Raw genomic sequence first — 16,072 nt, forward strand, 5'->3', positions numbered from 1 at the left:
TACGTTACAAACGGAATTAACGTGTGATAAAAACTGTACAAGAAAAAACTAAAAATGACACTATGAATCTTTTCAAATGTCGAGGGGCTTTGTAACATTGGGAGCTGGAAAGTGTGTCGTGGTGTCATGATGGTGGTGCTGGGTTGTTTCAAGCGTAAAGATGTCGGTGCTCAATGGATTTTACAGTATATCATTTACGGGCACTGTCGCGAAATGGGTGTGGCGAGCGTTGAAAGATGTCTTTTTCAAACAAGCGCGTGGAGATGCAACACAAAGGCGTTCTGTTTTTTGATGTAATAGGGTGTCGTTTTTATTGATGATGTATTTTGTGTGATTAAGGGGAGCGTTTTTCTCTTAGGGATTTAACCAAAGGGGTAAGGAGAAAGGTTGAACATTGTGTTGAAATTTAAATTGTTGCTTTTCTAGAGAGAGATAAATGTGCTAACTTGCCCTCCTATAGGAGTATTATTTTATTTAGAATTTCTTTTGTGTCATAAGGTAAGGAGTTTCAATTCTTTATTTTGATGCTCATGATATGTTATAGACATAACGTGGGGGTAGAGATGGAAATAGTCTGTGAACATCTAAACTCAAGACTTTAGTTAAATTAAAAGTACAGTGTACACTTTAGAAGTGTTAGATTATTATGAATCGGTCAAGGATATAATCGTGGATAAAACAAAAGCTCTCGATGCTGCTCTCTCTCAAATTGAACGTTCTTTTGGTAAAGGCTCGATTATGCGTCTTGGGCAAAAAGAGCAGGTTGTTGAAATTGAAACAATCCCAACAGGGTCATTATCCTTGGATATTGCTTTGGGGATTGGTGGGTTACCGAAGGGGCGTATTGTGGAGATCTATGGACCAGAAAGTTCTGGGAAGACAACATTGGCTCTACATGCTATTGCTGAAGCCCAGAAAGGGGGAGGAATTTGTGCTTTTATTGATGCTGAACATGCGCTTGATCCTATTTATGCGCGCAAGCTTGGGGTTGATTTAGAGAATTTGTTCATTTCTCAACCGGATACCGGTGAACAAGCATTGGAAATTACAGAGACGTTAGTTCGTTCTGGTGCAGTTGATGTGCTTGTTGTGGATTCTGTTGCTGCTTTAACACCGAGAGCAGAAATTGACGGTGAAATGGGTGATGCTTTGCCCGGATTGCAAGCTCGGTTAATGAGTAAAGCGTTGCGAAAATTAACAGCAGCAATTTTTCGCTCTAACTGTATGGTTGTCTTTATTAATCAAATTCGCATGAAAATTGGTGTGATGTTTGGTTCTCCCGAAACGACAACGGGCGGAAACGCTTTAAAGTTTTATGCTTCTGTTCGTTTAGACATTCGTCGTATTGGCTCTATTAAAGATCGGGATGCAATCGTTGGTAATCAGACGCGTGTTAAAGTAGTGAAGAATAAACTGGCACCTCCATTCAAACAGGTCGAGTTTGATATTATTTATGGAGAAGGTATTTCTAAAGTAGGTGAATTGATTGATTTGGGTGTCAAGGTTGGTATTGTGGAAAAATCTGGTGCATGGTTTTCTTATAATTCTCAGCGTTTAGGACAGGGGCGTGAGAATGCAAAGCAGTTTTTGCGTGAACATGCGGAAATAGCTACAGAGATTGAAGCCGCTTTGCGCCAAAATGCTGGTTTGATTGCGATTGAATTGTTAGAAAATGCAGGGTCAGAAAATATAGAAAGTGATGAAGTCATTTGATAGAGCGTTTTTTCGTCTATAATTTTTTCATTTAAGTTTTTTTCTGTTTTTATTTGTTTGAGTTTTTTAATATACAGCCATTTTTTCTCAATTTTTTTGAACAAATAGTCCATTCTTTGATTAAATTGACTCCATGCGTGGCAAAGAGAATATTTAATGAAGGGGATTTTTCTTTTATGGTTTTATGCGGTATTCTGCAGGTGTATATATGAATAGTGTTAATAATATTCGGTCAACATTTTTGGATTATTTTCATCGTAATGGGCATCAAGTTCTTTCTTCTAGTCCACTTGTTCCACGCAATGATCCTACACTTATGTTTACAAATGCAGGGATGGTGCAGTTTAAAAATGTTTTTACCGGACTTGAACAGCTTCCTTATAAAAAGGCTACAACGGCACAAAAATGTGTTCGTGCGGGTGGAAAACATAATGATCTTGATAATGTTGGTTATACGGCGCGCCATCATACATTTTTTGAAATGCTAGGTAATTTTTCTTTCGGCGATTATTTCAAAGAAGAAGCCATCTTTTTATCATGGGATCTTTTAACAAAGGAATTTTGCCTCCCAAAAGATAAATTGTTGGTAACCGTTTATCAGAGTGATGATGTTGCTGCTGAATTATGGCGTAAAATCTCAGGTCTTCCAGATGAGAAAATCGTTCGTATTGCGACAGCTGATAATTTTTGGGCGATGGGTGATACAGGTCCTTGTGGTCCTTGTTCGGAGATTTTTTATGATCACGGTGATGAAATTTGGGGTGGTCCTCCTGGAAGTATGGAAGAAGATGGTGATCGCTTTATTGAGATTTGGAACCTTGTTTTTATGCAGTATGAGCAGCTTTCTAAGGAAGAACGTGTTGATTTGCCTCATCCTTCTATTGATACCGGTATGGGATTAGAGCGTATCGCGGCTGTTTTACAGGGTGTTCATGATAATTATGACATTGATCTTTTTCGTGCATTAATTGGAGCGTCAGAAGAACTTACAGGGATTAAGGCAAAGGGTGATTTTATTGCCAGCCATCGTGTTATTGCTGATCATCTTCGCTCATCGGCATTTTTAATTGCGGATGGTGTTCTTCCTTCCAATGAAGGAAGAGGATATGTTTTACGTCGCGTTATGCGTCGTGCTATGCGTCATGCACATCTTCTTGGTGTTAAAGAACCTTTAATGTGGCAGCTTTTGCCTGCTCTCATTCGCGAAATGGGACAAGCTTATCCTGAATTGGTGCGGGCTGAATCTTTAATTACAGAAACTTTAAAATTAGAAGAAATACGTTTTCGTAAAACGCTTGAACGAGGACTGGGTTTGTTAAATGAAGAAAGTGCCCAGCTTAAGGAAGGGGATCATTTAAATGGTGAAATTGCTTTCAAGCTTTATGATACCTATGGTTTTCCACTTGATTTAACGCAGGATGTGCTTCGGCGTCGCGGAATATCTGTTGATGTTGATGCCTTTGATAAAGCGATGGAACGCCAGAAAGAGGAAGCCCGTGCTCATTGGTTGGGTTCTGGAGAAGCTGTCACGGAGACAATTTGGTTTTCTGTTCGTGATCAGGTAGGGGGTACAGAATTTTTAGGGTATGAAACAGAAAAAGCTAAAGGTATTCTTACAGCTCTTGTGTTTGATGGTAAAATTGTTGATGAGGTTTCTTCAGGGCAGAAAGCCATTCTTGTGTTAAATCAGACTCCTTTTTATGGTGAATCTGGTGGACAAATTGGTGATAGCGGTATTATTTCGGGTAAAAATTTTATTTTTGAGGTGCATGATACTCAGAAAAAGGCTGATGGTGTTTTTATTCATCTTGGAAAAGTTAAATCTGGTCATGCTAAGATCTCTGATTGTGTAGAATTAACCGTTGACGTTGTTCGTCGTAAAAAAATCCGCGCCAATCATTCTGCTACCCATTTATTACACGAGGCTTTACGTCAAGTATTGGGATCTCATGTGACTCAAAAGGGCTCTCTTGTATCGCCAGAACGGTTGCGTTTTGATTTTTCGCATCCAAAATCTGTTTCTTTGGAAGAATTAAAAAAAATAGAAGATTTAGCCAATGAGATTGTTTTGCAAAATAATAAAGTGATAACGCGCCTCATGGCTGTCGATGAGGCAATTTCTGAAGGAGCAATGGCACTCTTTGGCGAAAAATATGGGGATGAAGTTCGTGTTGTTTCTATGGGGGCGCCACTTGAGCAGGGAGGATTAAAAAAGCATTGGTCAATTGAGCTTTGTGGAGGGACACATGTGGAAAGAACAGGCGATATTGGCTTGATTCATATTGTTTCTGAAAGTTCTGTTTCAGCTGGAGTGCGGCGTATTGAAGCTTTAACAGGTGCCGCAGCGCGTCTTTATCTTTGTCGCCAAGATGTACGTATCCGTGAAATTGCTGATCTTTTAAAAACTTCTTCTTCTGATTTAGAAGAACGAGTGAGGAGTTTGCTTGATGAACGTCGTAAACTTGAAAAAGAGTTGAATGATGTACGCAAGAAAATGGTGTTGAATGGGAAAATAACAGAAAGTGGTCAAGGTGATATTACCATCATCAATGGACTTTCTTTTATGGGGCGTATTGTCAAAAATATTTTACCACGGGATCTTAAGGCACTCGTTGATTCTGGAAAAAGGAAAATTGGGTCTGGAGTGGTTGCTTTTATCAGTGTTTCGGAGGATGGAAAAGGGAGTGCTGTTGTTGGTGTTACGGATGATTTAACGGATAAACTCAATGCTGTTGATCTTGTTCGTATTCTTTCAGCTGTTCTTGGTGGTCAAGGTGGAGGTGGGCGTCCTGATATGGCGCAGGCTGGTGGTCCTGAGGGAAACAAAGCTGATGAGGCCTTTGCAGCACTAAAAGATTTTCTGGAAAAAATTTAAAAAGTAAAAACCTTTCTTATCGGTGTTTTTTACGTTTTTATGTTAGATTGGCGTCTAAAAATCACCAATATCTGTCTGGTGTATTGCTGAAATGCAGAGATAGCATCATTGAGAGAGATAAAATCGTAAAGATAAAAAAGTAGTGTTCGTTCGCGAGATTGTGCGATGCTTCATGCTTTTGTTTATGAGGTAAACGAGGCATATCTTTCATGAAGAATAGTATCTATTATATTGATTTTAAAAGAAACATCTCTATTCTTTTTCAAAAGAGGAATTGTGAAGAGGATAACGCAAGGTTTATTGGTATAACAGTTTTTTAAGCTTGTGAAGTTATAAGCTATCGTTTTTTGTTTTCTTCCATGTGCACTCGCCACATTAAAAATAGATTATGCTATTCTTAGAAATTTTTTCATTTACATGAACAAAGCATTTTGGCAACATTTTGCATTGAGATGTTTTTGGGCATGAGATTTGTGAAGAGTATCATTTTTATGATGCTATGGCTTCATGTAAGGGGATGATGTTTTCATTTTCTCCTTCTCTTTCTGGTGGTGTGAGTGTTAAACCGCTTGCTTTTAAAAATTCAGAAAAACGGCCTCCTTTATCGATCAATTCTTGAAAGTGTCCTTTTTCAATTAAGTACCCCTGTTCCAGAAAGAGTATCATATCAGCATTGCGTACTGTTGAGAGGCGATGTGCTATAATGAAAGTGGTGCGGTTATGGCTTATGCAATCAAGAGCCTCTTTGACACGTGCTTCTGTTTCAACATCAAGAGCACTTGTTGCTTCATCTAGAATGAGAATAGGGGCATTTTTTAAAACAGCGCGTGCAATTGCTAAGCGTTGTTTTTCTCCGCCTGATAGTTGAGATCCTCGTTCGCCCACCATTGTGTTATAACAATCGGCTTTTTTTAGAATAAAATCATGCGCTTCTGCTATTTTTGCTGCTTCACAAAGTTCTTCGTTTGTTGCATTTTCTTTTCCTATTGAGATATTATCACGAATACTACGGTTGAAAAGACCGGCATCTTGAAAAACTGTTGCTAGAGATTGGCGTAAAGATTCGCGATTGATCGAGCGTATATTTATTCCATCAATGGAGATATGCCCAAAGGTAGGGTCATATACGCGCTGCAACAGATTGATTAATGTTGTCTTTCCAGCCCCTGTTGGTCCTACAATCGCAATCGTTTGTCCTGCTTTCACTTCAAAGGAAATGTCAAAAACACCTTGAGAAGAATTTGGGAATTTATAGGTAACGTGATGAAATTGTATGCTACCCTTAACATTTGGGAGGGAAGGGAGATTTTGTGGTTCGTTGATAGGGAAGGTTGAGTCTTCCATTTCAAAAAATTCTTGCAGTTTTGCTTGTGAGGATATTGCACAATGAATAAAATTGCTCATTTGATCGAGACGGCTAATCATAAGTTGTGCAAATCCAACAAAAGCAACGACTTCACCTACTCTTAATTGATCTTTTGCAACAAAAAAAGCTCCAAGGAGAAGAACACAAACGATTGAAACTGTTGAAGCCATTCGATTTAAGCCACTGGCGAGTGCCCACCAATTGAGAACAGGATTTTGTGCTTTAAGTAGAGCATTTGTATGTTGATGCAGTATGGATGTTTCTTCTTTTATTCGGCTATAACTTTGTACAATAGAAACATTAGAGATTGAATCACTGACATGTTTAAAAAGGTTATGATGATAGCATTCTACAGCGGCTTGTCCGTCTTTTGTTTTTCGCATCACTAAACGTGCAATTAAGACATAGATAACGGCAAGTACAACCAAGACTATTGAAAGACGCCAATTCATATGAAAGGCTGTGGGTATGAGAACCAATAAGGCGACAAGCGTTGAGAGATGTTGGCGCATAAAATCAAGCCATATGGTTGACATGGAGTCTATTGCACGTAAAAGTGTGTGGAGTGCGTTAGACGTTCCGCGTTGTTGATGCCAAATTAAAGGCATGGCAATGATGCGTTCAAAAGATTCTGTTAAAACCGTTAAACGGCGTCTATGAGCTAAGCGGTCTGCACCACGAGCTACAAGGACATAAGCGATAATATGGAAAAGACCAAAACAAACCCAAATGGCAAGGGTATGGATGATCCCTGATTTCTCTGCAATGGAGTCAATAACGTGTCCAAATAAAATAGGTTCTGCAATAGTTATAATCGCCAACATAACATTAGCGGTACAGATTAAAAGGGATGCATTTTTCTCTCTGTTTAGGTAAGTGAGAACACGTGCATAGGTTTTGAATAAGGACACTTTTAATTACCTCCATTCGCTGTTAAGCGTAAAGGCTGTTGATTTTTATAATCTTGAATTTCTAGCTAATAAAATCTGAACGTTAAGAAAAGGCAATTTTGGATACTCATTGTAATATGGTGTGATAAAGCCAACGAAAATATGAATTTTTGTGTTTATAAAGGCGCAAAAATAGATCAATAAAATTATCAGGCAAAAATATCGGGTAGGGAAAATTATCAGGTAAGGGAACTTTCATGGCAGGCGTAGAAATAAAAAAGGTTGAGACAGATGAAAATGGAATGCGCTTAGACCGTTGGTTTAAAGTGCATTATCCAGGACTTGGGTTTGGAGCTTTGCAAAAATTGTTGCGTTCTGGTCAGATACGGGTTGATGGTGGGCGTGTTAAAGCCGATATGCGTCTTTGTATGGGGCAGTCTGTTCGTGTTCCACCTCTCCCTCTTGATGACACGATACGTCTTCCAATAACGGATAAAACACTTCGTGGGCAGGATGATGGGAGCATTTTGAAAAAAATGCTGCTTTATGAAGATCCAAAGGTCTTTGTTTTTAACAAACCAGCAGGTCTCGCTGTACAAGGTGGATCTGGTTTAACACGTCATATAGACAGTATGCTTGAGGTATGGCGCAATAAAAAAGGTGAAAAGCCGCGTTTGGTTCATCGTCTTGATCGTGAAACATCAGGTGTGCTTATTGTTGCGCGCTCAAGGGGAGCTGCTCAGGCCTTAACAGCTGCTTTTAGAGAGCGAGAAACAAAAAAGACTTATTGGGCGTTGGTTCGGGGCGTTCCTAAAAAAAAGCAGGACAAAATTTCAACGTGGATGGTTAAGGAGGTGACAGCACAAGGTGACAAAATGCGTGTTTGTGATCATGGTGAGACAGATTCCCATCATGCGGTTTCTTACTATCGCGTTTTGGATACGCGTGGGCGAGCTCTTTCGTGGCTTGAAATGGAACCTTATACGGGGAGAACACATCAGCTCCGTGTGCATGCTGCCCATATGGATCATCCTATCATCGGCGATTCAAAGTATTTTTTTTCTGATAGTAATTGGACATTACCAGGAGGAATTCAAAACCGCCTTCACCTTCATGCACGTCGTATTCGTATTCCTCATCCTTCAGGAGGCATATTGGATATTGTTGCACCTTTACCACCCCATATGGCCCAAAGTTTTAACCTTTTGTCTTTTAATGAGCATGATGCTGAAACAGAATAAAAAACTTCATTTGTGTTTTTTTGATTGATAAAAATTTTGTCTATAAATTTGATAAGATGGATAGGGCATCATTAGAAGAGAGCTTTAGTAATCGCTATGAGAAAATGGTGTTTTTGCATGATGCATTTTTTTCTACAGTTCTTTATCCATATTGATTGTATTGTTATTTCTAGATAGGGTGTATCTTTAATAATTTAAGCTTATGAAGGTATTCCTTTGAATTATCTGTAGGGGTTGTATATTGGGGAGAGGTGTCTGTTGAGGAAGATGAATGAGATAAAATGTGAAGACGTTTATTGAAATGTGTAAAGGCGATTTTTAATTTTTTTATAGAGAATAATTGAATCCTTTTACAGGAATTCTTAAGGGAGCAGCATCTCAAAAAAATTCTTGTTTTCAAGCAGGTTTGTTCTGTTATCTGTGTGGTGTGAATACTTATTATAGATTTATGGTTTATATCTTTGTCTACACAATGAGAATTTATGAGTAAAGTGCTCCTTCAATGACCAATTATTCTTTTACTTATTTCATTTATCTGAATTTATTCGAAAGATTATCTTTCACAAAAGAAGAAACAAGTTTTTAGTAGCTTAATGCTTCATTGAAGATGCCATACTAAAAATTGGTGATTAAAGTGTCAGGTGCGCTTTATTGCTCTAAGGAAAGGGGGATTTTAACAGTGAACAAAAACAAATATTCAGAGATTATAGGAATGTTCCAAGAGGGGCTAAGTTGAAATGAGGAAGACTGATGGGATCATTATTGATTGATGTTAATAACGTCTCAAAAATATACTGCAGCATAGACAGAGGAACTGGTGTTACAAACAAAATTCTTTCTCTCTTTAAGCCAGTATATACAAATTATCATGTGCTGAAAGATATCAGTTTTACTCTATTTTCAGGACAATCTCTTGCTATCCTTGGAGCGAATGGGGCAGGTAAATCGACACTGATTAAAATACTTTCTGGTATACAAGCCGTTGATAAGGGGAGTGTTAAAGTCCTAGGATCTAATCCCTATAAAACTAAGAAAGATCTGTTTAAGCAGTTGGGTGTGGTCTTTGGTCATAAGAGTTGTTTATGGTGGGATTTACCACTACGTTACAGTCTGGATATGATTCAACCATTATATGGTCTTGAACGGGCCTCTTTTATCCGCGATCTTAAAGAGATTACAGAATTGCTAGGACTTGAGCCGATCATGGATAAGCCAGTACGGATGTTGAGTTTGGGTGAGAGGGTCAAAAGTGAATTGGCTTTTAATTTATCGTTTAGACCTAAATTGTTGTTCCTAGATGAGCCAAGTATTGGTCTTGATATTACTTCTAAGCACGAAATCAGGGAACTGCTTACAAAACTCAAAAAAGAGCGAGGTATGGGATACATCATCACAAGTCATGATATGGGGGATATTGATGGCTACGTTGATGATATTCTTCTATTGCATAAAGGAAAAAAACAATTTTACGGTGATCTTAATACCTTTAAAAATATGCTTCCTTCTTTGGTGCGCGTGACATTTTTTTGTAAACATTTGCAAGCGCTTTCTGCTGCTGTAAAGAGAATGGATGAACTTTCGTTAAAATTGTCTGCGCCTTTAAAAGATAAAAAACTGAACAATGAAGAATGCTCACTGGAGATTTCGTTGTCCCGTGGAGATTATTCATATTTCATACGGGAAATGACAACTCAATTCAATGGTACATTCTCTGTGTCTACTCCCTCACTTGAAGAGATGCTCCGTGTTAAATTTAAAGAATTTACTTAATCATTGCTTTGGCATATTTTTCTATGCAAGGAATGGATTACTCACTGTTCTAAGTGATAGAGCCATGTTTTTTACGGATATTGTTATTGGGACACTTTCGCCATTTATTATTCAACTTCTATTATGGAATGCACTTTTTTCTGATACGGTCAACACCATAAATGGCTTTAGCTTTTATGATATGATGTATTATTACGCATTTGCTTTAGTCTTAGGACGCTTAAATAACGGTTATAATGTGATTAAGTTTTTTTCTCATCACGTTAAAGAAGGTCAATTAGAAGTATATCTTACAAAGCCATTCCAATATATGACACAAATGCTTTTTACCTTTTTGGGTGAGAGCGTATTATATAGCATCCCGTTGTTGGCTCTTTTTGTTGTAAAGCTTGTTTTATCTTATGAAAATATTTTTGGATTGATTATCGCTTTTCTGTTCTTTTTTCTGGTTGTTATTCTATCACAATTGCTTTGTTTTTTACTTTCTTTTGGAATTGCCTTATTAAGTTTTTGGGTGATTGAGTACAATATATTACTTTCATTGAGTATTCTCAGTTCGGCGCTTCTTGGGGGTGTTCTTTTACCACCATCTTTTTGGCCGGTGTGGCTTATTCCGCTCATGCAATTTAATCCTTATCGTTTTATGATATCAGCGCCTGCCGAATTTTTCTCGACACAAAATTTAGCGGTGTTTCAGCAGTTTATTTTCGGAAGTTTTGCTTATATTTTGTGTCTTTTATTCTTAATTCATATTGTTTGGAATAAAGGAATGAAAGCTTATAATGGAGCAGGTGGCTGAGATGAAAATAATCTTTCATTTTATCAACTTGAATATCTGCCGACAAATTGTTTACGGTAAGAATTTGGCTGGGGAGTTTATTCTTTCTTTGTGCTATTATTTTATTCAATTCATATTTATTGATAGAATATCTTCTTTTTCAGGAAGAATTGGTAACTATAGCAGAGATGAGATTCATCTTATCTTTGTGGTGTTTGTTTTACTTGGTGAATATTTTTACTCATTCTATTGAAACGTTTTTTGAAAAAGTAGCGGATGGTAAAATTGAGCCATACTTGATAAAGCCTGTTTCAATTTGGTTGTTGATGTTGTTTGGTTGGTGTAAACCACTTAATCTGATCAAGCTATTTGTTCTGTATGTGAGTGCCTATTTATTCGTATCATTACCGGATATGTCTGATCTTAAGCTTAGATGGATCTCTTTTATTGTTGCAATATTTTGTGTTTTTATCGTCAATATTTGTTTTTTCATGATGTTTAATTTTGTAACATTTGTTACCAGTCGTAAGATGCCAGTCGAATATTTTCATGAAATGATTTACGAGCTTTCATTTGTCCCAATAGGAATTTATCCTTTAAATCTTGTAAAATGGCTTTTGTTTATGCTTCCCATGGCTTTTTCTGCTTCTTTGCCTGTGTCCCTGTTGCTTGGTAAAGGCGAATGGAATATTGGATATCTTCTGTTGAGCGCTTTTCTTTCCATTGCTATGACTTTTATAAGTTATAAGAAAACAATTCGTCAATTTAATGGATTAGGGGGATGAGATGAACGTTAGCCTGATTATAAAAATAAAAAATTGAGTGAATAATTCTATTGTGCCATAAATTATCGTTATTTATGCCGGCGATATAAGGCATATGAAATTTGCACATGAGGCTTTTTGTTAGATATATTGACGCGTAAGATCGGCTGTGTTTCATAGCTGCGAGCAAAGAATTTATAAAAGAAATCAGAGAGTTGAATTGCTTGGTTTTAGATCAATTTTGGTTTGAGTTTAGATGGCAGCTTGATGACAAAAACCAATGATAAGATGATGTCAAGATTACTTCATAATACGGCTGGATTTGTTCTTGTTGCGGTTATGTTACTAAAAAATTGTCAAAGACGGGTGATTTTTACATGGGTAGAATGTGGTTATTCGTGCGGATTTTATTCGTGCAATATATTGTTATGTTGTGATTTTTTTCTTAAATAATAAGAAAATTGACTGAGTAAAGTTTCTAAGCCGCCCGATAGAAAGGGCAAGATGCGGTCGATAATCGCCTGAAAAATAACAGAGCTTACTAAGCCAGAAAGCACAAAACAATAGCAACTAGCTTGAGTTCAATAAGGTAATATATTTCTAGTGTTTTTTGTAAATCAAAAGAAAAGTTCTAATTTTTCGTATGCATGACTCATTTTATATTATGATTTTTGTAAGCGAAAGAGAGATTAATGTCTCAATATTAAAGTATTATATATGAATATATTTTATTATTAACTTTAAAATACTTGAAATGATAAATTTATACGTTAAAAATAAATTGTATTTATTTATATTATTTGAGCATTTTAGTTTCTAATTGTTATGGTGGATATTATTGATGTGGATGTATTTTGTTAAATTTATTATAAAAGCACTGCATTCAATACTTATTGTTATTACTATCATATATTCATTTATATTGTACTATGAATCTAAAGGTTTCAGTAAAATAGAAACTAAGAAAAAGTTATTATCATTCGTAAAATTATATTTTATATTTATGGTGATATTATCTGTTATATGATTAGTTATTATTATATTAAATTTATAATTATATATTTAGTTAATGCTCTTTCTATAGAGCTTATGAGATATGCTATTAATAAAATTATGTTTTTAATTTTGTCTAAAGAAATAAAGAGAAAAATAAATCTAGACAGCTTCTTTTTCAATAAACAAAAATAATGCGTTCATTTGATGTTGTAAAATAACAGATAACGATCATATGTTTGTGATTAACAGTGATAAAAACAATGTGATTTGTGATATGGAGATTGAAAACTTTTTTGTGTATCATTCACATTTTCTTACCAAATTTTTTAAAAATTATATAAAGCAGAAAAAATCAATGCTGTAGCGATATTAACATTTATAATGAATCTTTTATTGTCTAGTGTTGTGAATGCTTTTGCATTTAACAATGCATTAATAGCATGTATGGTCTATTCTAAAGTTTTGTTTAAATTCATAGGTAAGTTCTATTTTGATTTGTTATTGCATAGCTCGTATTGATGTATAACAAAAAACGATTGAGAAAATATAAGATCACAAAAATAAATTTTTGATTGGGCATATAAACTACCGATTGTTTATAGATCAAAAAAATCTATGCGTATCAAAGTTACGTAGTTTTTTTCTCTTCAAAATGCGCATTTGAGTTAAATTTTGTGATTGATAGCGATGAAAATATGGATATCATTCGATATCCACGAATTTTATATATTCATCTAAAAAATATACGATAAAAATTTTACGGCTATGGTGGATTTCATTTTTATAAACTGAAGAAATATAATACAGGGCATTACAAATATTTGCGACAAAATAATTTTATTCGGTGTTGTTGAGACTTTTATGGTTTACATTTTTATCATTTTATTTTGGGTAGAGAGAGTGCGTATTCATTATTATTTTTCTATTTTATCTTAAAAGCTTAAAGTTATATTAATGTCAAAAAGCTATAATTGTGGAAGATAACGAATTTAAACGGAAGTTATTCCGCGATTCTGTAGAAACAAATGGCTGTAAGATCATTGAAATGTGTAATGGCTTCTTTATGGATTAAAGTTGGCACATCCATCAATGTCATATCTTATCTCTAGCTTTTTCAATCAAAGATCTAAGCTTGTGCTTACGCTCATTTTTACTCGCTTAGCTATTTCTCCTCAATCTATAATAAGAAAAAAATATTTTGTTATAATATTTAAATAAATATGTTTATCTTACTACATTATATAAAAATAAAAAACATTATGTGTAACTAAAAAACAACACTGTAATATTTTTATATTATAATATTTATGAATTAAAGAAAAAATATAATAAAAACAATAAAATAATTATTTAGTTTTAGCTAAATTATACAATTTAAAAATACATATCAAGTAATTGACAATTTAAATTTAATATGTATTGTATTAATTTTAAATATTGTATAACATAAAATGATAATTAAAATAAAATTATTAATTAAAATTTTGTGTTATATTCTTCTTTTCAGAAGATAGATAGACGTTATTGATAGATGATGCGATGTTTTTTGTTTAGAGGGACAATAAATAAAATTTATTTTATTAAATATTATATAGGTGGTTATGATGAAAATATTTAATCATTGTATAGTGTATGTCGTTGCAATGGCTATTTTCTTTTCGCAGGTTTTTTGTGCTAATGCTGATTCTTTAAATGGTAGGTTTCAAAATACTGGTTTCATTTCTGTAATGACACAAGAAAATGGAGTTACTAAAGCTGTTAATATGATTATTAGCCAATTTGGAGGACAAGGTGCTGAAAAAAATGTCCACAAGGTTGCGGCTTTAATGGGGATGGAGGCAGCGATTTTTGGTTTAATTGCATATCTTGTATATTTCTTTACTAGAAAGCCGCCAAGTCCTAGAAGAGCGACAGGTGGAAGAACGTTCGATGCTGTTACTCATAGTGCATGGGCTCTTAATCCTTGATGAAGTTTAAATTATTCCTATTATTGAATGTTTTATATTAAATAAACCGTGATATTTAAGCACGGTTTATTTATTTTTTACTTTTAATAATATTGATAAATTTATTCTTTTATATCATTAAGATATTGTTGCGGGCGGAATGGCAGTGTAGGGGGATTAAATTTAAATAATTAGCTGCTTTTTAAAGTTAATTAAATTTTTTCTCTTCAAAATACGCAGTTGAACTAAGTTTGTACTTGATATTTTTTTTATGATGAAAATACATATGCTTTAATTGAAATACCCATGAACTGTGCGTATCCAGTCAAAAAATATAGGGTAATATAATCTTATGGGTATTGTGGATTTTATTCTGATGAACCGAAAAAGCACAGTGATGCGTCTTACAAAGATTTGCAAAAAATGCTTTTATTAGAGGCTGTTCATCTCTTTGTGGTTTACAATTTTTTTTATCATTTTATCTTAAGACAAAGAGAATGTGGATTCATTTCTATTTCTCTATTTTATCTGAGAAGGATGGAGTTATACGAATGTCAAAAAAAGTCATGATCGTGGAAGATAATGAGCTTAATATGAAGTTATTCCGTGATCTTGTAGAAGCAAGTGGCTATGAAACCGTTGAAACACGTAATGGTCTTATGGCATTAGATTTGGCGCGTTCATCGATGCCATCTCTTATCCTTGTGGATATCCAGTTGCCAGAAGTCTCTGGAATAGATGTTATTAAACAATTAAAAGAGGATGAAGAACTTCGATCAATCCCCGTTGTTGCTGTAACAGCTTTTGCTATGAAGGGGGACGAGGAACGAATTCGTGCCAGTGGATGTGAAGAATATATGTCAAAGCCTATTTCTGTCCCTCATTTTATTACAATGGTAAAACATTTTGTGGACTGAAGCTTTGTTAAATGATGATAGAAAAAGACATTGAAAAGCTATAAGATTGCTAAAGTTATCACACAAATATTTTTGTGCTTTAGCATGTGGATATATTCAAGTTAGTAAAACAGACTTTTAAAATTGACACGAAAGTTTTGAATTTTTTTTGGTCTATTTTTCTTAGTTTTTCTCTTAAGAGAAACAGCTGTTTTGCATTTTTGTTTTTTCTAATCGGTATAAATTTGTTCCTACATTCATCTAAAAGTCTGTTTTAGCAGGGTAAAAATTTAGCAAGATGAAAAAAGCCCCGATGAAAACGGGGCCCTATATATTGCATAAAAATTGAAATTAACGTTTTGAAAATTGGAAAGAACGACGCGCTTTTGCTTTACCGTATTTTTTACGTTCAACAACACGGCTATCGCGGGTAAGAAATCCCCCTTTTTTCAAAATTGGTCGGAGTTCTGGTTCGTAATAGGTTAAAGCTTTGGAAATACCATGGCGTACCGCACCAGCTTGTCCAGAAAGACCACCACCTGCAACGGTTGCAATAATATCAAATTGGCTATCCCTATTTGTTGCAACAATTGGTTGACGAAGAATCATTCTTAGAACGGGACGCGCGAAATATTTGTCAAATTCCTTGTTATTAATGATAATTTTTCCAGAGCCCGGTTTAATCCACACGCGAGCAACAGCATCTTTTCGTTTTCCTGTTGCATAGGCACGTCCTTGAGAATCAAGCTTCTGCACGTGGACAGGAACAACATTTTCATGGAGCTCTGTAATATTTGTTACCATGCTAAGTTCAGAAAGAGAATTAATTTCAGCCAT

The 16,072-nt window shown here is 35.1% G+C and carries 10 protein-coding genes and 1 pseudogene; 9 read left to right on the forward strand and 2 right to left on the reverse strand.

Features of this window, described 5'->3' with window-relative positions:
- The first annotated feature begins 160 nt into the window (after positions 1–160).
- The 3 genes from PVV66_RS06495 to alaS all read left to right on the forward strand — a co-directional run bounded on the left by PVV66_RS06495 (position 161) and on the right by alaS (position 4,588).
- Positions 161–292, forward strand: coding sequence for a hypothetical protein (locus PVV66_RS06495; RefSeq protein WP_273760965.1), 132 nt, complete (start codon positions 161–163; stop codon positions 290–292).
- Between the two features lie 377 nt (positions 293–669).
- On the forward strand, positions 670–1,713 hold the full coding sequence (gene recA, locus PVV66_RS06500; protein WP_273717717.1) for a recombinase RecA: 1,044 nt from the start codon (positions 670–672) through the stop codon (positions 1,711–1,713).
- Positions 1,714–1,921: 208 nt separating this feature from the next.
- The gene (gene alaS / locus PVV66_RS06505) at positions 1,922–4,588 is read left to right on the forward strand and encodes an alanine--tRNA ligase (protein ID WP_273717716.1); all 2,667 of its coding nucleotides are present in this window, start codon (positions 1,922–1,924) and stop codon (positions 4,586–4,588) included.
- 489 nt (positions 4,589–5,077) lie between these two features.
- On the opposite strand, the gene PVV66_RS06510 is transcribed toward alaS, so the two are convergent.
- Positions 5,078–6,865 carry a glucan ABC transporter ATP-binding protein/ permease gene (locus PVV66_RS06510; protein ID WP_273717715.1) on the reverse strand — a complete coding sequence of 596 codons (1,788 nt, stop codon included), beginning with the start codon at positions 6,863–6,865 and terminating at the stop codon, positions 5,078–5,080.
- Between the two features lie 236 nt (positions 6,866–7,101).
- Between PVV66_RS06510 and PVV66_RS06515 the strand changes: the two genes are divergently transcribed.
- The 6 genes and pseudogenes from PVV66_RS06515 (at position 7,102) to PVV66_RS06540 (ending at position 15,256) form a co-directional block, all read left to right on the forward strand.
- Complete coding sequence (locus PVV66_RS06515) at positions 7,102–8,085, forward strand: RluA family pseudouridine synthase (RefSeq protein WP_273717714.1); 984 nt, start codon at positions 7,102–7,104, stop codon at positions 8,083–8,085.
- Positions 8,086–8,835: 750 nt separating this feature from the next.
- Positions 8,836–9,855 (forward strand): ATP-binding cassette domain-containing protein, encoded by a 1,020-nt coding sequence (locus PVV66_RS06520; RefSeq protein ID WP_273717713.1) that lies wholly within the window; start codon positions 8,836–8,838, stop codon positions 9,853–9,855.
- A gap of 64 nt (positions 9,856–9,919) precedes the next feature.
- On the forward strand, positions 9,920–10,654 hold the full coding sequence (locus tag PVV66_RS06525) for an ABC-2 family transporter protein (protein ID WP_273717712.1): 735 nt from the start codon (positions 9,920–9,922) through the stop codon (positions 10,652–10,654).
- A pseudogene (locus tag PVV66_RS06530) lies at positions 10,638–11,418 on the forward strand (ABC-2 family transporter protein). Before PVV66_RS06525 ends, PVV66_RS06530 begins: the two are co-directional and overlap by 17 nt.
- Before the next feature lie 2,579 nt (positions 11,419–13,997).
- Complete coding sequence (locus PVV66_RS06535) at positions 13,998–14,360, forward strand: hypothetical protein (protein WP_273717710.1); 363 nt, start codon at positions 13,998–14,000, stop codon at positions 14,358–14,360.
- Positions 14,361–14,890: 530 nt separating this feature from the next.
- A complete protein-coding gene (locus PVV66_RS06540) occupies positions 14,891–15,256 on the forward strand; it encodes a response regulator (RefSeq protein WP_005773308.1) in 366 nt (121 codons plus the stop codon).
- Positions 15,257–15,586: 330 nt separating this feature from the next.
- On the opposite strand, the gene rpsI is transcribed toward PVV66_RS06540, so the two are convergent.
- Complete coding sequence (gene rpsI, locus PVV66_RS06545; protein ID WP_273717709.1) at positions 15,587–16,072, reverse strand: 30S ribosomal protein S9; 486 nt, start codon at positions 16,070–16,072, stop codon at positions 15,587–15,589.

The sequence above is a fragment of the Bartonella sp. AU16XJBT genome (assembly GCF_028618665.1).
In the GTDB taxonomy this organism is placed as follows: Bacteria; Pseudomonadota; Alphaproteobacteria; order Rhizobiales; family Rhizobiaceae; genus Bartonella.